Here is an 18,725-nt window from a genome sequence, read left to right on the forward strand (position 1 = left end):
CGCTCCCCTAGACTAGGGCCGTAAATTAGGCGTTTTCCCGAATATATTCCACTGCATCGTTGACAGTGCTGATTTTTTCTGCTTCATCATCAGGAATCTCAAGACCAAATTCTTCTTCCAGAGCCATAATCAATTCCACAATGTCTAACGAGTCTGCCCCTAAATCATCAATAAATGAGGCTTCTGGAGTGACCTCTTCCTCATCCACACCCAGTTGATCCACAATAATTTCTTTCACTTTGTCGAAAACCTGTTCTTTGTTTGCCACTTTCTAGACACCTCCAAAATTAGTCCATTACAAGGCCGCCGTCTACAACTAGCGTCTGACCCGTAATGTAATCAGCCTGAACAAGAAACCATACGGCATCGGCAACGTCTTCCGGTCGCCCCGCACGTCCCAGTGGCACTTGCCGTACCAATTGATCATACGCATCCTGGTTCATGTGTTGAGACATTTCTGTATCAATAATCCCGGGAGCGACAACATTGGCCGTAATCTGCCGAGATGCCACTTCACGTGCTACAGAACGCATAAATCCTATAACTCCGGCTTTTGCCGCTGCGTAATTGGCTTGGCCCGCATTGCCCAAAATTCCTGCGATTGAGGAAATCGTTACAATGCGTCCAAATTTGTGCTTGAGCATAGGACGCAACGCTGCGCGGGTACACGCGAAGACTCCGGTAAGGTTGGTTGCGATAACCTGTTCCCAATCATCAGTACGCATGCGCAGCAATAACGTGTCCCGAGTAATCCCTGCATTATTCACCAATATATCCAAGCGACCCCAATCTTCAATCACCGAATTGACAAGAGACTGTGCTTCGTCAACATTCGAAATATCAGCGGGGTAGAGCGCACATTGCCCGCCATGCGACCGGATGATCTCTTGGGTCTCTTGTGCAGCGGCATCATTACCCCGGTAATTGACCGCTACCGTAATACCTTGTTGGGCTAATTTTAGAGCGATGGCGCGACCTATGCCCCTGGAGGCACCCGTCACCAACGCCGTTCTTTGTTCCCAAGGCACCCGCAAATCCTCTCCCTATCGGTCATATGGCTTCCAGGCGATAATTCTTAGCTATTATAGCCTGGGGCCTGGACGAGTTCAAGAGCTTTGTCTAAGCTCGCCTCATCTTCTACATTAAAGACTTTTTGTTTGCGATCAATCTTTTTCAACAAACTTGTTAAACTGCGACCGGGTCCGAACTCAATGAATCCTAAAACATCAAGAGCCATCGCCCGTTCAACACACTGCTGAAACAAAACAGGATGAGAGACTTGATTGATCAAACGCGGTATGATGTCCTGTGCATCATAACATAATGTTGCGTCCACATTGGCCAATACGGGAAACTGGGCCCTTTGAATATCGATATCGGCCAAGGCTTTAGATACCACCGCGCCAGCGGGTGTGAGCAAGCGGGAATGAAAGGGCGCTGACACCGACAGACGTACCACCCGTGCTCCCCGCGCGCGAGCCGCGGTTTCAACGTGATCTAGACCTGTGATTAGGCCCGAAACGACTATTTGACCCGGTGCGTTATAATTAGCGGGTTGCACCCACCCCACCTGCGAGGCTTCATGGCACAGAGCTTCTACCTCTTCACTTTTTAGGCCCAATATTGCCGACATCCCGCCCAAACCTTTAGGCACAGCTTCTTGCATAGCTCGGCCTCGGATTCGCGTCAGCCGCACGGCATCGCGGAGGGTAAATGTTCCCGCGGCAACATAAGCTGAATACTCCCCTAACGATAACCCAAAGCCTACACTTATCGGCAATTGGGGTTGTCGAGCCCGAAATACTGTCCATGCTGCCACACTCACCACTAAAATCGCCGGCTGTTGCACTTCCGTATCCCGCAGTCGTTCTTCTGGCCCTTCAAAAATCAGTTGAGATAATTTGTATCCTAATGCGTCATCTGCCTCATAAAAGACGTCCCGAGCTTCTTGGTATTGTTGAAAGAGGTTGAGGCCCATACCGACATATTGGGCTCCTTGACCCGGGAACATAACGGCCCATCCTGACACATAGTTTCCTCCTCTTTAGCATTGATGATCGAGATTACCGTCCCCAGCGAATGACATTAGAGCCCCATGTCAATCCCGCGCCAAAGGCACAGAGAACGACGACATCGCCATCATGAACCCGTCCCTCAAGGCGCGCTTCTTGCAATGCCAAGGGAATGGTGGCAACAGACGTATTGCCATAGCGATCGATATTGACCACAACCCGTTCGGGATCGAGTTCAAAACGCCGTACGGCTGCATCGATAATGCGCAAATTGGCTTGATGAGGCACCAATAAATCCATGTCTTCGACACCTAAGCCAGCACGCTTGAGCCCTTCTTCAACCGCTTCAGGCATCGCTTTAACGGCGAACCGGAAGGTTTCATTCCCATTCATTTTTAAATAATGCTGGCGTGCTTCCACCGTCTCGTGGCTAGCTGGCATCAAGGATCCACCGGCTGGCTGAATGAGCAAATCTCCTCCCCGTCCATCCGCTTGCAGATAGGATCCTAAGATGCCATATTCCGTATCATCTTTGGCTTGTAAAACAAACGCTCCGGCCGCATCACCGAATAATACCGCTGTGGTACGGTCTTGGTAATCTGTAATGCTCGTAAGTTTATCGGCTCCAATCACCAAAATATTGCGGTAAGCACCGCTTTGAATGAGCGCGGAAGCTAATTCCATGCCGTATATTAATCCCGTACATCCGGCTTGAATATCGATACCCGGTATTGGCTTATCCGTCAGTTGATGTTGAACACGGGCTGCCGTCGAAGGGAAAATGGTATCGGGTGTGTTCGTCGCGCACACAATAAAATCCAAGTCTTCCGCTGTAATCTTCGCGTCAGCTAAAGCCCGGCGCGTCGCTTCACTTGCCATCGTTGATGTGGTTTCATCATCCCGTGCAATATGACGTTCCCGTATTCCGGTTCGGGTCACGATCCATTCATCAGAGGTATCCACCATTTGTTCTAAGTCGTGGTTCGTAAGAACCTTTTCGGGGACATAAGTCCCTAATCCTGCCACAACGGCGCGTCTAGTCATTGATGTGCTTCTTCCTCCCTTACCCGTTCTCGGAGCCGAGTTTGGGTATTCTTTTGGCAATAATTGTAAGCCACTTGGATGGCGCTGTAAAAAGCTTTTTCCTGGCTGGCTCCGTGCACTTTATAGACAATCTGGTCAAGTCCTAACAGTGGTGCCCCACCGTACTCCTGATAATCCATGCGGCGTTTTAAATCCATCAACCCATCTTTCAACAGATAAGCCGCCATTTTGGTTTTAAAATTCTTCATCAGCAACTTTTTAAACTCCCCCATCAAATCACGGGCTAAACCTTCAGTGAGTTTGAGAGCAATGTTACCGCTGAATCCATCAGAAACCACAATGTCGGCGCGACCTTGCATAAGCTCGCGGGACTCAATGTTACCCACAAAATTCAGACCGGATTTTTGCAGCCGTTCATATGTTTCCCGAATCAATGGAGTCCCTTTTCGCGGTTCTTCCCCAACATTTAATAAGCCAACTCGGGGATTCTCAATTCCATAAACTTCTTGGCAATAATAAGCCCCCATGATTCCATATTGAACCAGCTGAGACGGTTTGGGATCTAAATTGGCACCCACATCCAATAACAGCAATCCCCATCCATTCATGACCGGCAAGAGAGCGGACAGGGCCGGCCGTTCAATACCCGTCATGCGCCCTAGAATAAACAGTCCCGCCGTCATCAAGGCACCTGTGTTGCCAGCCGATATGACAGCAGCCGCCTTTCCCGTTTTAACCAATTTCATGGCTTGGACCATCGACGAATCGGGCTTTCGCCGCACCGCTTGGACCGGTGCCTCACCCATGCCAATAACATCGGGAGCATGATGAATATGTAAGCGGGTATGGCGCGGACTGTCTTGAATCAAGGGCATAATTCGGTCATGATCGCCCACTAAAATGATTTCTAGATCTGCAATCTTCTCGATGGCTTGTAAGGCTCCATTAACTGGAGCAGATGGTGCGTTATCTCCGCCCATTGCGTCGACCGCGATTTTCACGACAGGGCTCCCTCCTTGCGATCTCTTTCTGCGTGTCTGTGACCGTCAAAAGGGTCGGTCAACACAACAAACTTTCCGCGAAACACTGTGATCTCGCCGACACGACTAATCACTAGAACAACCCACCGATTACCGCGGCGGCGAATCACTTCCGCACCGGCCACAATCTGTTGCCCTGCCTCAACAACATGCTTAAATTTCGCATTCGCAAGGCCTGTCACAGCACTATCGCCGTCAACCACCGCTAAGGCCAAAGAATCTGCTTGCGCAAAAATAAAGTGGGACTGCACAACACCGGATCCGGCAAAAGCCATTGATTCATCGGTTGTGAGCAAAGATCGTCCACTTTGTCCAATGACTAAATCGACCAAATCGCCAATCATGTCTTGACGTTTCAGCGTACGCGTATGCACGACACTCAAACGCGCCAGACCTTCCGAGCGAAGGCGCAGTTCAGGAATCCCCAAATGAAGCCGATCCAGCCGAATTGTCGGGACGCTTACTCCAAAACGTTGCGCCAGATCTTCATCGGTCTGCAAAGGATCTTCCCGAAGAGCTTCAGCTAATTTCCGTTGTCGCTCGACACGGTTTAGGCGAGCCATACGGCACCTCCACTTATGAACAAATAATATGACTATGTCATAAATATGACAATAAAAAGATTCCATGACTAAAAAAGCCATGGAATCAATAATTAGGCATCATGCTGAACAACAATGCGTCCGTTGTAATACCCACAATGTGGGCAAACATGATGAGGCAACCGGTCTTGATGGCAACGGGGACACTCAACCCACTGTGGAGCAGTGAGTTTCCACATGGAGCGTCTTTTGTGCGTACGCGACCGTGATAATTTCTTCTTTGGAACGGCCATCTGCTTCCTCCTCTATGCAAATCTTAAGCACTAGTGCTGCGATGGGGACGGGTCTTCCGGAAACTTAATCCGACTTAAAGCGGCCCACCGGTTGTCTGTCGGGGTTTCGCACTCACAAGAATCCGTATTGAGATTGGTCCCGCAGATTGGGCACAGTCCTTGACAGTCATCATGGCACACTGGCGCGTAAGGAATGGACACCCCAAAGGCGTCAGCAACGATATCATCTAGATAAATCTTATCGCCCTGAAAACGAAAAAAATCTTCATTGGGGTCACTGTTCCCGGCTTCTTCACGAAATTCTTCCGCTGCAGAAAACGGCACAGCCAAATCAAACGTTTCCAAACACCGTGAACACACGGCAGAAACGTGTCCAATTCCTTCCAATTCCACAATTAGGGCTCGCCCAATATTCCGCACTGTTACATCCATTTCCGCTACTCCACGCATCGGATAGGCGGACCGTTCTTGAACAACTTCCGGCCAGTCTTCGGACAAGTGCTGCGTTTCTTGGCGGCCTACCCATTTCTTGACGTCAGAAACTCGGATATGCATGCAACCCACCTCGCAAAACTCCAATGAATTATAGCCATTCCGTGCTTTATCTGTCAACTTACCTCGTTCACGACTTATGGTGCGCTGGTCGACTCACAAGCGTTTTTTGATCACGGCTTCCACGAACACCCAGACTGCAATGGCCGCAGCCGCAAAAAAGGTCAAGTCAACAATTGGGATATGCGCGATCTGTTGGAGATGATCCTGATGGACAACAAGAGCTGTCCCCAGAATCAGCGCGGCGAGCAACATACTCAATGCAATGCGATTCATTAATTTCTCCCAATGAGAGAGAATCTTTTCCAAGTTATTATCTTCTAAGATAATACGAAATTCTCCTTGACTTAAGGTAGTCATCACTTGCCGTAACCCTTGAGGTAATCCCGATCCCAATTCAACCCAGTCTTTCATGGCATCTAGGAGATGGTTTCCCCAGTCTGAGGGATTGAAGCGGGTCCATATCAGTTGCGGGGATAACTTTCGGCCAATTTCAACAAGCGATAACTGATCATCCAGTTGCCGCACGACACCGTCGGCTATTACCGCGGTACGCGCAAGCAAGGTATATTCGCTGGGAATTTTAATATGATATTTCTTGGCCACATGCAATAAATCGGCAATGGCCTGGCCAATGCGAAAATTTCGCAAATCCGTATCATAATATCGGCGACGCAAGACTTCCACATCGTAATAAAGGCTCTGCGTATTGATATTAGGCGGTGCCACTCCCATGGTTAATAAGGCATCCACGACCTTATCAGATTGTCCTTGGGTGAGTCCAATGACTAAATCCAAGGACCTTTTCCGCATAGTCGGAGAAAACATGCCAACAAGACCCCAATCAAGAAAAATTAGGTCCCCCTTTGGGGTCACATGCACATTGCCCGGATGAGGGTCCGCATGGAATAACCCTGCCACAAACACCTGACCATAAATAGCACGAATGTAACGTTCCGCAATATCTTTAAGATCCAAACCCATTTGCCGCAGGATGACGGTATCGGATATCTTTACGCCTTGTAATTCTTCCAAGACAAGTACATCAGGATGCGTCAAAGACAAGATGGGTTCCGGAACAAGATAATCTTTCGCATGATAGGTCTTGTGAGCCAAAGCCGTATAATGGGCTTCCATACTAAAGTCGAGTTCATTGCGTAATGCGGCAATCAATTCGCGCATGACATGACCCAAATCATATTGCTTCGCCCATTCGGTACGCTTTTCCGCTAAATCCGCTAAACTTTGTAAAATCGCAAAATCAGACTCACTGCGTTGAACAATTCCCGGTCTCCGTACTTTCACCACCACGTGACGTCCATCTTTTAATATTCCTTGATGCACCTGGCCAATAGACGCGGCGGCTAAAGGCACGGGATCCAAATACTCTAAAACATCAACAATGGGTACTCCCCATGCATTCTCGATAATCTGCCGAACTTCCTCAAATCCAAAGGGCGGGACATCGTCTTGCAAATGGGATAAGGCATCAATCAGAGAATCCGGCAATAGATCAGGACGGGTTGATGCTAATTGCCCGAGTTTGATATATGTGGGTCCTAAATCCGCTAAAACTAGTGGGATGCGTTCAGGCCAATTCGCCCCCGTTTTGGGTTGAAACTTGCCTAATAGTCTCGTTGACCACGACAAATACCGTGAGAGGCCGAGCCGATCCAGGACCATAACGAAGCCATGGCGGGCTAAGACTTCGGCAATCTCGCGTGTTCGGTGCCAATGGCGAGGTTTAATAGCCATGGGAATCTCCTTGTTCAAAAGTATCCCAGTGCATAATGCGTCCTTGATTCATCATAATGTGGCCCTTGGCGATTACCGTATCGATTTGGGTGTCTTTAATCAGCACCGCGTGAGCTATACTGCCAACTTTGAGTTGCCCAATATCGTTCTGTCCTAAAATTCGAGCCGGAGTCGATGTAATGGGTCTGATGCAGCGCTCCCAAGACCACCCGGTTTTCTTTTGCAATTTCACGACTTCATCAAATAAGGTGTGAGCGGATCCGATATCCATGCGTATAAGATGTCCTTGCTCGTCGAATACTGGAATAGAACCTTGCGCATCCGAACTAAATGAAATGTGTTCCCAGGGAACTCCTTGTTGTTGCAATATCACTGCGCTATCTGCCGCACTTAAGCCCTCGGGTTCACTGGCGGTCGGCACGATTCCAGTGGTCAAATCGCAGTAACCCCCCTGGTTTCCCCAGGTTACGGCATCGGCTAAAATGCGCGGATGCCGATTTAAATGCGTGGGCACAAATGTTGAAATCGGCAAATCGCCGATTTCCACTACACGAAATAAACTACGCAGTCCGCTCTTCCCCTCACCGACATGCAAATGCAATATTCCCGGTTTGCCAGCCAGTAACCCACCCACTCGGGCTTCGGACGCTAAATGAAGCAATTCTTGGTCACTCGGATGGCTTCCCCGGTGATCATTGATAGCAATTTCTCCAATACCAATAACCCGATCAATCAAAATAATGTCATCCCGCGCGGATCCGGTAATCGTTCGTGTAGGAATTTCATAAGCTCCTGTGTAAATCCAGGTGGATAATCCTTGGTCCCCTAGTGCTCGCGCTTTAGCCAGCAGGCCGGACACGGACCGGGTCGTGCCGTCTGTGCCTAATACTCCAACCACACTTGTGACACCGGCCCTAATCAGTTGGGATAAACGGATTTCCGGCGTGCGAAACAGCGGGCCTCCTTCCCCCCCTCCCCCGGCCATATGCACATGCATATCCACAAAACCTGGAATTAACATGCCCTCTGGCGCATCAATAATTGTCGGTGTGACCCATTCAGGCAACGTTAACTTAGGGCCTATGGCCGCTACGCGATCATGCAGCATAAGGACCTCGCCAGGACCCAGATCCTCCGGAGCATAAATCGCACCTGCCCGAATTAGCACAGCCGAAAGCTTCATTCCTTGTTACCGCTCCCTTTTTCGCCATGACCCAAGACTAATTCAATCTTCTTAGCAATTTCTTGGCTTTGTTGAATAACACTGCGTAATTTATGCAAATTCGCCTCTAATTCTTGGCTCAACTCATACTGGGCTTGCGTCAAAACCTGTGCAACGGTTTGTTGGGTGTTGGCCGATGTTTTAGGCTGAACACTTGCCTTTTTCGATTTTGCCGTCTGCCCCACATGGGAAGCACTCGATGCTTTCGATGTTTGAGAGGAAGCACTCCCCGAGGTTCCGGTGGTATTCGACCGGGTGGACGATGAACCTCCAGCACTAGAACTTCCAGACTGTGATGAAGAAGATTGTGCGGATTGCTGTGAGGTCCCTTGACTAGATGGCTGGGATTGACTGTTGGCAGATTGCTGAGAATTAGAATTGCCTCCATTTCCTTGTTGCATCCGCATCAATTCTTCTTGAATAATTTGCCGTACTTTGCCAAGAGGTGAACTTCCTCCGCTTTGACTGCCGGAGCTTGACTGTTGGTTAGACCCTCCTTGACTAGAAGAATTGGCTTGATTGGATGAACTGCCTTGATTCGATGACCCGCCTTGATTCGACGAACTTCCCTGATTCGATGCCCCACTTTGATTCGACGATGACGAATTTTGGGTATTTCCCTGGCCAGAACCCTGTGAATTGTTCTGCGACTGAATCTTTTGGAGTTCTTGACGAACGAGTTCACGCAAAGATTGCTCATTGTTACGGCTTTGCGTAGTTCCTTGTATGCCCATAACTACCCTCCTGATATCAAGATCTAGAGTAGTATGAGACAGCTTTTTCAACTTTATGCTGTGTTAGGTCGCCGATTGTTCAATATCGTGCAGAGCTTGGGTCAAATTCGTCACCGGATAAATTTTCATTTGGTAGCCCTTGCGCTTGGCCATCGCTTCCGCTTTGGCATAGTTAGCAGCAGGGCAGAGAAAAACGGTCGCCCCTGAACGATGAACGGTAATAACTTTTTGGGCAACTCCGCCAATAGGTTGGACCTGGCCCGACGGGGTAATTTCTCCAGTCCCAGCTATGATCCGACCCTTGGCCAAGTTTTTTCCTGTGATTTGGGAATAAATTTCTAGGGCAAACATCATCCCTGCGCTTGGGCCTCCAATCCCCTCACTATTAATCGTTACGGGCCTTGGAATCACAGGAACCTGCAATGCCGAAATCAGCACGCCGATGGCTGGGGCCGAGTCTTGAGGGATATGGGTAGTGCGAATGGGAACCATCAATGTTTGATGGTGCCGCTCAATAGTAAATGGCACAATCTCTCCGTAGGTAAAATGCTTTTGCATAATGCCATGCACTTGATTGGGATTCGTTATCGGATAGGGACCGATTTTGGTAATCAGATCGCCAGGTTGCAATTTTCCCTGCGCGTTACCGTTCTTTAAGACGCCTACCACTAGAGCTCCCGGTACCGTTTTTACATAAGCATGAAGTCCAGCCAACCGCTCTCCCGCAACTTCCGCAGCCAATTTGCTGTTGTTCATAAGACTGACATTGTATTGGACATATTGCTTCATGTTTAGTCCGCCCATCGCATAGCTCGACTTCAGCAATTCCACGTTGGGATCTAAACGCGATCCTATGTACGTTAATTCATTAACGGGGGCAATGCCTACAGCCACCATCAGTAAGTTACCGTGGTTGCGCTGTTTTCCACCTTGCACTTTCACCATTTGCGCCAAGTTACCGGTCACGCCCGGATAAATGACAACATAAGAGGTCGGAATGAACCATAAAACAATAGCGACCACTATGAGCAGTACAACACTCCAAACTATCCATTTAAGCGGTTTACGCTTGATCATTGAACGCCTCCTTGATCGTCATTAAGTAGCTGTTGAATATAAGGAATAGCCTGCTCACAGGCTTTTTCGCCGGCGCGAATGATCTCCTCCACATGACTCACATGCGATTCACGACTGAATCCAACGTGCGGCTCAATGACCACATCCGCATCAATGGGCTGACACTGTCGCAATTCCCGCGCCATGATATCAAACGTCTGAAATAGTACATCAAACATCGATTGTACGCGAGGAGCCAAGTCAACTCCGACATCAACTGCTACCACAATACTATTTGGCACAGATTTAATGACATTAACCGGTACACGATTAATAATACCCCCATCCACTAAAATGCGCCCATCCATGACTACCGGACTAAATATGCCCGGAATGGACGCAGTGGCTCGTATCGCCTGGGCCAAAGGCCCAGACTTCAAAATAACCTCTGACCCCTTTTCAATGTCGACCGCAACGACCTGAAGAGGAGGCTGACAATCTTCGAAGGTCTTGCCTTGTGTAAATAAATTAATGAGTCCTTCAAGTTTTTTTCCCGCAAGAAGTCCCATGCGTGACACAGAAAAATCAATCCAATGACTCCGTCTTATGCCTTTTGCAATATCTTCAATCATGTCGGCCGAATAACCCGTCGCATATAACGACCCAATAACGCCACCCATCGAGGAACCAGCAATAGCCAAAATCGGTATCTGATAGCGTTCTAAAACTTTCAAAACGCCTATATGCGCCAAACCTCTGGCTCCTCCTGACGACAATGCTAATGCAATCCCATTCTTTCTCATCCTGATGAGATGAACTCACCTCCTAAAACAATATCCTCGTGAGCATATTGGGTGGACTTTTCTTTTCATGTGCGACATATACTCGTAGTAACCATTTCTCCCACCTGGTGAACAAATGCCAACACATGCTGAGAAATATTCATGGAATGCCATAGCAGATTTGTTATCGGTATTTGGGTTCTGCCTTATCTTCTTAATATTACAACCACGCCCATTTTCTCACTTGTATGGCCTTTGGCATCACACCCTCATATATTGGTGGGACATTCTGGTTCCCGCGCTGTTCCCGGCATTATCTATAGCCTTATTCCTCTCTTCCCGCACATATGAGCATTTACCACGTTTCAGCACAGTGCTTCTCGCAATTTCTAGTTTACCCGTGGTGCCCTTGGTCATCGTCAGTTCTAAACCGTCAGCTTCACCTAAGCAAATCGCTTTAGCGGCTATATGGGGAAATTTGTACAACCCTTTCATCTTTCCCCACACGATCCCGATTGTCTCATTGGATATCTGTTCACTGATTATTGCTTTTCTATTGGAAATGATGAGATTTCCTGAGCCCGTTCCCAGTCAATCTAGGCCGCCTTCATCGGCAACTTCATCCGGCGACGGGCATCATCCTACCGAACAATCGATGAATCTCACCACCACCATTGGAGGATTTCTGGCGCTCATTCATAGTCTCAGAACATCTCTAACGCCTCTCATTGTGCTCTTAGATCCCATTTTATCTTCAGCGTTCGCCTCCTATGGTCTTCTCGTCATCCCCATCTTATTAATGAACGGCTTGGCGTTTTTGCTATGGGGTATCATCCTAACAAAAAGAAGATGGACCACTCTTGTAACCATCCGTATCGTCCAAGTCGCCTTGGGGTCATTCCTTTGGCTCTTTCTCTGGCTATTCTTGCCGCAATTCCGCACGATTGGCTTCTAAATTCTCGGTGACTTGGTGTAACTCTGTAATTAGCCGGGCAAGAATTTCATCAGCATAAGCCCGTGCACTAAGATGGATTTCTCGTGCCGTGTTTCGCGCTTGCTCAATCATTTGTTCAGCTTTGCGCCGGGCTTCTTGCAAAACCTCAGATTCATCGGACAATTTGTCCACTTGCCCACGCGCTTCCGCAATTAAATTTTTGGCTTGCTCACCGGCTTCACGTAAAATCCGGTCACGTTCTTGAATGACCCACCGAGCTTGTTTAATTTCCTCGGGAAGAATATGCTGGATTTGTGTTAGCAACGTGGTCAATTCCGCTTCATCAATCAGCACTCGGCCGGTCCACGGTAACCGTTTAGATTGATGAACCAGCTCTTGGAAGCGTTCTAATAAGACACTGAGTTCGGACATCATCGGTTCATTGGTCATACTCATCCTCGATTTCTGTGATATTTTTCGTGCAAGGCCATCGCAACGTGCCGCGGAACTAAATCTTGCAAATCCGCTCCATATGATGCTAATTCCTTTATCAGGGTCGAACTTAAATAGGAATATTTTTCTCCAGTCAAAATGAAAATGGTTTCCAATTCTGGCGCCATTTTTTTGTTCATCAAGGCAATTTGAAATTCGTAATCAAAATCTAAAACGGCTCGCAACCCGCGTACAATCGCATCGACACCCCGTGTCGTGGCATAACGCACGAGAAGATCGGTACTTCTTTCCACAACGACATTCGGAACATGTTGAGTGGCCGCCTTCACCAGTTCAAGCCGCTCCGTATCGGTAAATAAAGGTGTCTTGGCCGTGTTGACAAAGACTGCCACTATTAAAGTATCAAACAACTTGGCCGCTCGTTCAATAACGTCAATATGACCGAAATGGATAGGGTCAAAAGATCCCGGATAGACTGCCAATCTCCCCATCATATTCCTCCTTCCGCTACCTAAAATCCCCTTTGGTCATGACTCCGGTAATGCCAATGAGTCCTCATGAACCCAATAGCTTAAAGTTGTGCCTCCATATTTCCGTTGTTTTGACAAATGTAAGCCTTCAAACGGCCCAAAATCAGTACCTGAGGGATGTTCGATTAACGCGATGCCGTCATCCATTAATAAATGCACCAGGCCCATTCGCACCATTGGACTGAGTCCTTGACGCCAAGGAGGATCACAAATAATTAAATCAAATCTGGCATCTAGTGCTTGCAACCGTTCTACTGCTTGTTCTGCAGTCATGGACCATAATTCGGTCATTTCTTTTACATTGAGGTGAAGGATATTCGTTCGGATAGCGTTCAGAGCCTGGCGGTTCGGTTCAACGAATAGGCAATAGCTAGCCCCCCATGAGAGACTTTCTAATCCCATGGCTCCACTGCCAGCATACAGGTCTAGCACACGGGCGCCTGATATCCAGCCCTGAAGACTATTGAATACGGCCTCCCGCACTCTTTCACCTGTTGGCCGTGTCAATTGACCGCTCGGTGCTATAATGCGAAGGCCTGAAAACCGTCCTCCTACGATGCGAATCGAATAACGTCCTTTCTCTTTAATGGATGCCCTGATTTATTCACTGCCAGTATACCATTGCCTTATGTCTTAATGCATCTTCATCAATTGCGAGACAGTAACAAAGCGGTAACCACGCAGGCGCAAATCCTTAAGGATGATTGGCAAGGCTTCAATGGTCTGTTTGCGATCGGATCCCCCGTCATGAAACAAAACAATGTCACCAGGCTGAATATGACTAAGAACGCGGCTGACGATCGTCTCCACGCCAGGATTAGACCAGTCCCGGGTATCTTCTGTCCATGACCACATTACTAAATGGAGATGCAGGGCAGAAGCCGCTTTTAATACCGTACGGTTATAGGTTCCATAAGGAGTTCTGAGTAAACTCGGGGTAATCCCCGTCGCCTGTTTAATAACACGATTCGCTTGTTCGAGATCCGCGACATCTTCGGCATAACTATGGCGAACTAGATTAATATGGGCATAGGTATGATTACCAACTTCCATCTTGTCCTTAATTTCCTGCCGCACAATTTGGGGATTCCGGACAACTTGCTCTCCGACAACAAAAAATGTGGCCACGGCATGGTAGTGTTTCAATATATGTAAAATTTCTGGTGTTGACGATTTCCATGGTCCATCATCAAAAGTTAAAGCCACGACTTTTTGGTGCGTTTGAACATACCAGGTAATATGCGGATTATTACCACCGCGAGCCGAAGCCGCTTGACTACGATGCCACTCACCCATGCCAATTAACAAGAGCATCACCGAAAGTACCAATTTCCAGTGACGCCATAGACGCCGAACCGATAATGTAAAAAATCCCATCATCGGGTCGTCCCCCACAGAATCATGACAACCCCGGCCCCAATCCAGGCAATTTTCGCCAGCGGAACTTTCGTTGCAGCCAATCCCGCAATACCCAAGAGCATTGTCGTAGTCAAAATAATGGGACCAGCAAGACCTAATAATCCGTTAATGCGAACAGCCATATCCAAACGTTGATATCGCCACATTAAAAATGCACCCGTAAATTCGATCGATGCCGAAATTAATCGAATCAAAACCATACCTTTTAAATACATATCACTTGACATGATTTGTCCTCCTTCGTTCCTCTCGGTCCTCTCGGTCCTCTCGGTCCTCTCGTTCATCATCGGTTAGCGCATCAAATGTCCTAACCATCCAATAACTTCCAGCATTAAATAGGTCGTCCCGGCCGCCATCAAAGGCCCCACCGGAATCCCTCCCCAAAACACAATGCCAATAATAGAACCCACAATCAGCCCAAACATCAGATGGCTGTTTTCTGCTAGCAGTTGCAATCCACGACCATTGAGGTTCGTTGCCACCGCTCCCCCGACCACCGCCAAAATTCCTGGAATTGTCAAGAAACTTTGAAAAACTTCTTTGATATTGACCTTTCCCAGTGCAAAAGGCACCAGCATGGCCATGGTTAAAAAGAGCAACCCGATTTCGACACCCCGACGTTCAAGGACGGGATACAAGAAGGTCATTCTCGTAAACCGAATCACCAACAATATCGCTGCGGATGCAGCAACAAGATTGGACCGGGCCCACATTCCCAAAAGCAACAAGATCATGAGACCGATGGTTTCTGTGGTAAACATAATTGCCCCCTTGTTCCTTGTCCGACGGCAATACATATGAAAAAACCAGGAAAAAAAGACCGGCCCCAAGAGGAACCGGTCTCAAGCTATGGCATTTATTCAGCAATAAACCAGTTGTCTTTTTGTCGTATGGGAACGCGAGAGTAGATGTTTAACGATGCGGCAAATTCAACGTCGCGTTCCAATCCTTGTGCGATCAAGGTTTTAGCATGGGATGCATGGCGTATACCTTCTACAAGATTATGGCGCCATTGGTCAAATAACGCATATGCCAATTGCGCACTATCACTGCGCGCCGTTTCCGGCCAATAATTGACCAATGCTCCAGCTGCGAGAACATCTTCTAAGGCCAGGTGTCCTTCCGTTCCTGCACAAACAATCAAACCCTGATTCTCAGCCTGCATTTGCCAATCGGCACAGGCCTTGGCATTAACCAATGCCCCCAACGCAACCCACGGCGCTGATGCAACCCGTTCGACTGCTTGCGTTCCGTTCGTCGTCGTCAAAACGACACGGCGGTCTTGCACTACGGAAGCAGGGTAATCAAATGGCGAATTACCCCCATCAAATCCGGGAAGCGGAACATTGTTCCGTTCTCCTCCTAATAATGTGTTGGGATATTGGGAACGCAACCTGAAAGCCTGATGAACATCTCCAATGGGCAAAACCGCCAGGGCGCCCCGTTCTAAAATGGTCGCCATGGTCGTTGTGGCTCGCAATGTATCAATAACGACCACGGCCTTTTGGTCAAGCGGAGGGAGATCGTCTTGCCAACGAAATATTACGTCAACTGAGCGGATGATTGACACCTCTTTCCACGCCACTCTTCACAGATGTTGGTCCGAGTGCTGGCGTTTTGACTTGGCATACAGTTAAATAGTACTGACGAAGCGTATCGCCCCGCAACCCAACCCGCAATGCTTCTAACGCCAAAACATCCTGAGGTTGTACATTGCCAAGATTAACATTTGCGCCAAATCGTAAGATGAGTTCTTGCTGTTGGCTCTTCTGGGGAGCTTCCCATAATATGCGGCTGGGGTCCGTGATGTGAGAAACGAGTTCTTGTAACTCTTCCTCAATGACACGCCCTTCATCGTCATAAATGACAACACCTTCCCCACTTTCTCGGCCTTCAACGATTACTGTATCAGCGCCAGCTTCCAGATCGTGATTAACTTGTTGCCACAAGGCTAAACCGGTAACTTTATCTCGAACGTCTTTTTTGCCTACTTCACTCAGTACCAAAGAGAACCCGTATGCCCGGGCAAGTTGAATGGTTTGCCACCGAGTTTCTTGATCCAGGGAAATGGTTCCATCCGAAATTTCGATCCCGGTAAAACCTAACTCGCGAGCGCGATCAAAATATTCTACAACGCGGCCTTGGAGTAAGGCTAGTTCTAAAAACGTACCTCCTGGGAATATGTCTACACCGTAAGATTTTACCAGTTCGATTTTTTGCCGCAATAATCGCGTCTTATAAAACGCCGATGTACCAAAGGTTAACTTCACTTGATCAACATAATCGCTGGCAAGTTCCATTAGGTCGCGCGTATCTGTTAAACCCAACCCTTTATCAATAACCATGGTCAGGCCGCGTTGGCGAGGTTTTTCTGTCCGATCGGGATGAGGAAAATCAAGAATATCAAACCACGCTTTATCCTGCTTACTCATGTTGCGTGCCTCCATTTCTTATGCCGTTCTTTGGCACCATATTCACGGCAAAAGCTGGAGGTGATAGAGAAATATTGGAATCATGCTGGCATCCAAACCGGGACATGTTAAACGTGTTAACGTTGACGACGAATGAAACGGAGGCGGCAATGGTATGGCTCAGCAAGCCCAGGTACACAATCAACAAAGCACAACCAGCGACAAAGATCAACGCTCACACACATGGAAGTTATGGGTGTTGGCAACAGTCCCTTTTATTATGGTTCTCGGCAATTCGATGCTGATCCCCGTTTTACCAAAAATGATGAAGGTGATGCATTTATCCCTTTTCCAAGTTGGGTTAATCATTACAATTTTTTCGATTCCCGCAGGAATTATTATTCCCTTTGCCGGTGCCTTATCTGACCGCATTGGGCGCCGTGTCATCATGACCCCGGCCCTGTTAACCTATGGAATTGCAGGACTGGGAGCAGGAATTTCAGCCTGGTTAATTCCCAATCCCTATTATTGGATTATGGGCTTTCGTTTACTGCAAGGTATCGGCGCGGGAGGAACCTACCAACTGGCAATGGCAGTGGCTGGCGACATGTTTCAATCCGAAAAACGGGCCGGCGCATTAGGAACGCTGGAAGCCGCCAATGGATTGGGAAAGGTCATTTCCCCCATTGCAGGTTCCGCTCTCGCTTTGATTATTTGGTTTGCACCCTTTTTTGTTTACGGCCTTCTATCGTTCCCCATTGCAGCAGGAATTTGGTTTTTGATTAAGGAACCCAAAAACCAAAAGGCTCAAGGAGGCCTCGGTGAATACTGGAAAGGATTAAAAACAACCTTCGCAACCAAGACAGCATCCATTCTCACTACCTTCTTAGGTGGTTCCGTGGTTCTTTTTATTTTGTTTGGTGTTCTGAGTTACCTCGCTGACATTTTAGAAAAAGACTTTGGTTATGGAGAATTTACGCGCGGGCTCATCATTGCTATTCCCGTCCTGGCTTCTGCCGTCACTTCGTATGTGTCCGGCACGGTCCTACAAAAACGTTTAGCGCAATGGTCACGTCCCATTGTCGTGATTGGCATGGCTCTCATTGCCTTAGCTATGGCCATAGAGCCTTTTTTCGCGACGACCAACCCGTTTTTAGCGATCGCCGTTTTGGTATTTCAAGGTATTGGAACTGGCAGTGTTCTGCCCTCTATTAATACCCTGGTTACGAGTGCCACCACATCCAAAGAACGGGGTGTAGTAACAAGCCTCTATGGTAGCGTCAGATTTTTCGGGGTCGCTATGGGTCCGCCCATCTTTGCTATGGCGATGGCACACCGCTATCTCACCTTTTGGGGCGCGGCTGTTCTTGCCGCCATCACTGCTGTGCTGTCCTGGTTCTTTATTAACGAAAAACAAATGTTGCCCAAATCAATTCGCGGTGGTGGCAGCGGTGGCGGCGGACAACCCCACCATAAGGAAAAGACAGAATCGCCCAAAAAGCCAGCACGTTCGCTCCGACCCTCGCGTTCACCCCTTCGCTAAATTAGAACGAGTTTGATAATTTGGTAAATCATTCTGATTAAATGCGAAGAGATTCCCAAAGGTTTCCGGATTAAAAAATTCGCGGCGAGTCATACTAACAACACCACGCAAACAAGGAGGTGAAAACAATGGCACGAGGAAGCAACACCGGCAACCGCGCCTTGGTACAAGGAGCCCAAAAGGCTCTTGACCAGTTCAAATACGAAGTCGCTCACGAACTCGGTCTGCAAGGCGTTGAAGACGGCTACTGGGGTGAAATTCCCGCCCGCCAATGCGGAGCGGTGGGAGGACACATGGTGCGCAAAATGATTGAAATGGCCGAACAAAACATGGCAGGTCGCACCAACCGTTAATCCTTCGAACTCGTCAGTAGCATATAAAAATGGACGGGAAACCGTCCATT

At 48.2% G+C, this 18,725-nt stretch carries 24 protein-coding genes; 3 read left to right on the forward strand and 21 right to left on the reverse strand.

What is annotated here, in order from left to right; all coding sequences use genetic code 11:
* Positions 1-25: 25 nt before the first annotated feature.
* The 13 genes from B8987_RS17075 to B8987_RS17135 form a co-directional block, all read right to left on the reverse strand.
* The gene (locus B8987_RS17075; protein ID WP_020374709.1) at positions 26-268 is read right to left on the reverse strand and encodes an acyl carrier protein; all 243 of its coding nucleotides are present in this window, start codon (positions 266-268) and stop codon (positions 26-28) included.
* Between the two features lie 19 nt (positions 269-287).
* On the reverse strand, positions 288-1,028 hold the full coding sequence (fabG, locus tag B8987_RS17080; protein WP_020374708.1) for a 3-oxoacyl-[acyl-carrier-protein] reductase: 741 nt from the start codon (positions 1,026-1,028) through the stop codon (positions 288-290).
* 47 nt (positions 1,029-1,075) lie between these two features.
* Positions 1,076-2,029, reverse strand: coding sequence for an ACP S-malonyltransferase (gene fabD, locus B8987_RS17085; protein ID WP_084661753.1), 954 nt, complete (start codon positions 2,027-2,029; stop codon positions 1,076-1,078).
* A gap of 34 nt (positions 2,030-2,063) precedes the next feature.
* Positions 2,064-3,056, reverse strand: coding sequence for a beta-ketoacyl-ACP synthase III (locus tag B8987_RS17090; protein WP_020374706.1), 993 nt, complete (start codon positions 3,054-3,056; stop codon positions 2,064-2,066).
* Positions 3,053-4,057: a phosphate acyltransferase PlsX gene (gene plsX, locus B8987_RS17095; protein ID WP_076007184.1), complete on the reverse strand. Its 1,005-nt coding sequence runs from the start codon at positions 4,055-4,057 to the stop codon at positions 3,053-3,055. Before plsX ends, B8987_RS17090 begins: the two co-directional genes overlap by 4 nt.
* Positions 4,054-4,659 (reverse strand): transcription factor FapR, encoded by a 606-nt coding sequence (gene fapR / locus B8987_RS17100; RefSeq protein ID WP_020374704.1) that lies wholly within the window; start codon positions 4,657-4,659, stop codon positions 4,054-4,056. Before fapR ends, plsX begins: the two co-directional genes overlap by 4 nt.
* Before the next feature lie 92 nt (positions 4,660-4,751).
* Positions 4,752-4,931, reverse strand: coding sequence for a 50S ribosomal protein L32 (gene rpmF / locus B8987_RS17105; RefSeq protein ID WP_053958659.1), 180 nt, complete (start codon positions 4,929-4,931; stop codon positions 4,752-4,754).
* Between the two features lie 30 nt (positions 4,932-4,961).
* Complete coding sequence (locus B8987_RS17110; protein WP_020374703.1) at positions 4,962-5,486, reverse strand: YceD family protein; 525 nt, start codon at positions 5,484-5,486, stop codon at positions 4,962-4,964.
* A gap of 93 nt (positions 5,487-5,579) precedes the next feature.
* Positions 5,580-7,238: an ABC1 kinase family protein gene (locus B8987_RS17115; RefSeq protein ID WP_020374702.1), complete on the reverse strand. Its 1,659-nt coding sequence runs from the start codon at positions 7,236-7,238 to the stop codon at positions 5,580-5,582.
* Positions 7,228-8,421: a beta-aspartyl-peptidase gene (iadA, locus tag B8987_RS17120; RefSeq protein ID WP_020374701.1), complete on the reverse strand. Its 1,194-nt coding sequence runs from the start codon at positions 8,419-8,421 to the stop codon at positions 7,228-7,230. The genes B8987_RS17115 and iadA overlap by 11 nt, the downstream gene beginning before the upstream one ends.
* Positions 8,418-9,194: a hypothetical protein gene (locus B8987_RS17125; RefSeq protein ID WP_084661755.1), complete on the reverse strand. Its 777-nt coding sequence runs from the start codon at positions 9,192-9,194 to the stop codon at positions 8,418-8,420. The genes iadA and B8987_RS17125 overlap by 4 nt, the downstream gene beginning before the upstream one ends.
* Positions 9,195-9,257: 63 nt before the next feature.
* Positions 9,258-10,271 carry a YlbL family protein gene (locus B8987_RS17130; protein ID WP_084661756.1) on the reverse strand — a complete coding sequence of 338 codons (1,014 nt, stop codon included), beginning with the start codon at positions 10,269-10,271 and terminating at the stop codon, positions 9,258-9,260.
* Positions 10,268-11,053, reverse strand: coding sequence for a patatin-like phospholipase family protein (locus tag B8987_RS17135; protein WP_020374698.1), 786 nt, complete (start codon positions 11,051-11,053; stop codon positions 10,268-10,270). The genes B8987_RS17130 and B8987_RS17135 overlap by 4 nt, the downstream gene beginning before the upstream one ends.
* A gap of 115 nt (positions 11,054-11,168) precedes the next feature.
* Here B8987_RS17135 and B8987_RS17140 point away from each other — a divergent pair, with 115 nt between their 5' ends.
* Positions 11,169-11,987: a hypothetical protein gene (locus tag B8987_RS17140; RefSeq protein ID WP_084661757.1), complete on the forward strand. Its 819-nt coding sequence runs from the start codon at positions 11,169-11,171 to the stop codon at positions 11,985-11,987.
* On the opposite strand, the gene B8987_RS17145 is transcribed toward B8987_RS17140, so the two are convergent.
* The 8 genes from B8987_RS17145 to comA form a co-directional block, all read right to left on the reverse strand.
* Positions 11,952-12,416 carry a hypothetical protein gene (locus B8987_RS17145; protein ID WP_020374696.1) on the reverse strand — a complete coding sequence of 155 codons (465 nt, stop codon included), beginning with the start codon at positions 12,414-12,416 and terminating at the stop codon, positions 11,952-11,954. The genes B8987_RS17140 and B8987_RS17145 overlap by 36 nt on opposite strands.
* 2 nt (positions 12,417-12,418) lie before the next feature.
* Positions 12,419-12,913: a pantetheine-phosphate adenylyltransferase gene (coaD, locus tag B8987_RS17150; protein ID WP_341372082.1), complete on the reverse strand. Its 495-nt coding sequence runs from the start codon at positions 12,911-12,913 to the stop codon at positions 12,419-12,421.
* 33 nt (positions 12,914-12,946) lie between these two features.
* On the reverse strand, positions 12,947-13,549 hold the full coding sequence (gene rsmD, locus B8987_RS17155; RefSeq protein ID WP_341348937.1) for a 16S rRNA (guanine(966)-N(2))-methyltransferase RsmD: 603 nt from the start codon (positions 13,547-13,549) through the stop codon (positions 12,947-12,949).
* A gap of 33 nt (positions 13,550-13,582) precedes the next feature.
* Positions 13,583-14,329 (reverse strand): polysaccharide deacetylase family protein, encoded by a 747-nt coding sequence (locus tag B8987_RS17160; RefSeq protein WP_084661765.1) that lies wholly within the window; start codon positions 14,327-14,329, stop codon positions 13,583-13,585.
* Positions 14,326-14,595 carry a YqhV family protein gene (locus B8987_RS17165; RefSeq protein WP_020374692.1) on the reverse strand — a complete coding sequence of 90 codons (270 nt, stop codon included), beginning with the start codon at positions 14,593-14,595 and terminating at the stop codon, positions 14,326-14,328. Before B8987_RS17165 ends, B8987_RS17160 begins: the two co-directional genes overlap by 4 nt.
* A gap of 63 nt (positions 14,596-14,658) precedes the next feature.
* Positions 14,659-15,129 (reverse strand): DUF441 domain-containing protein, encoded by a 471-nt coding sequence (locus B8987_RS17170; RefSeq protein WP_020374691.1) that lies wholly within the window; start codon positions 15,127-15,129, stop codon positions 14,659-14,661.
* A 95-nt stretch (positions 15,130-15,224) separates the two neighbouring features.
* The gene (locus tag B8987_RS17175) at positions 15,225-15,938 is read right to left on the reverse strand and encodes a 2-phosphosulfolactate phosphatase (RefSeq protein ID WP_028962280.1); all 714 of its coding nucleotides are present in this window, start codon (positions 15,936-15,938) and stop codon (positions 15,225-15,227) included.
* The gene (gene comA / locus B8987_RS17180) at positions 15,916-16,800 is read right to left on the reverse strand and encodes a phosphosulfolactate synthase (protein ID WP_028962281.1); all 885 of its coding nucleotides are present in this window, start codon (positions 16,798-16,800) and stop codon (positions 15,916-15,918) included. Before comA ends, B8987_RS17175 begins: the two co-directional genes overlap by 23 nt.
* A gap of 154 nt (positions 16,801-16,954) precedes the next feature.
* On the opposite strand from comA, the gene B8987_RS17185 reads away from it, so the two are divergent.
* Both B8987_RS17185 and B8987_RS17190 read left to right on the forward strand, forming a co-directional pair.
* Entirely contained in the window at positions 16,955-18,322 is a 1,368-nt protein-coding gene (locus B8987_RS17185) for an MFS transporter (protein ID WP_028962282.1), read from the forward strand.
* Between the two features lie 128 nt (positions 18,323-18,450).
* Positions 18,451-18,675, forward strand: a complete 225-nt coding sequence (locus tag B8987_RS17190; protein WP_020374687.1) for an alpha/beta-type small acid-soluble spore protein — start codon at positions 18,451-18,453, stop codon at positions 18,673-18,675.
* The last annotated feature ends 50 nt before the right edge of the window (positions 18,676-18,725 follow it).

It is taken from the genome of Sulfobacillus thermosulfidooxidans DSM 9293 (genome assembly GCF_900176145.1).
Taxonomy (GTDB): domain Bacteria; phylum Bacillota; class Sulfobacillia; order Sulfobacillales; family Sulfobacillaceae; genus Sulfobacillus; species Sulfobacillus thermosulfidooxidans.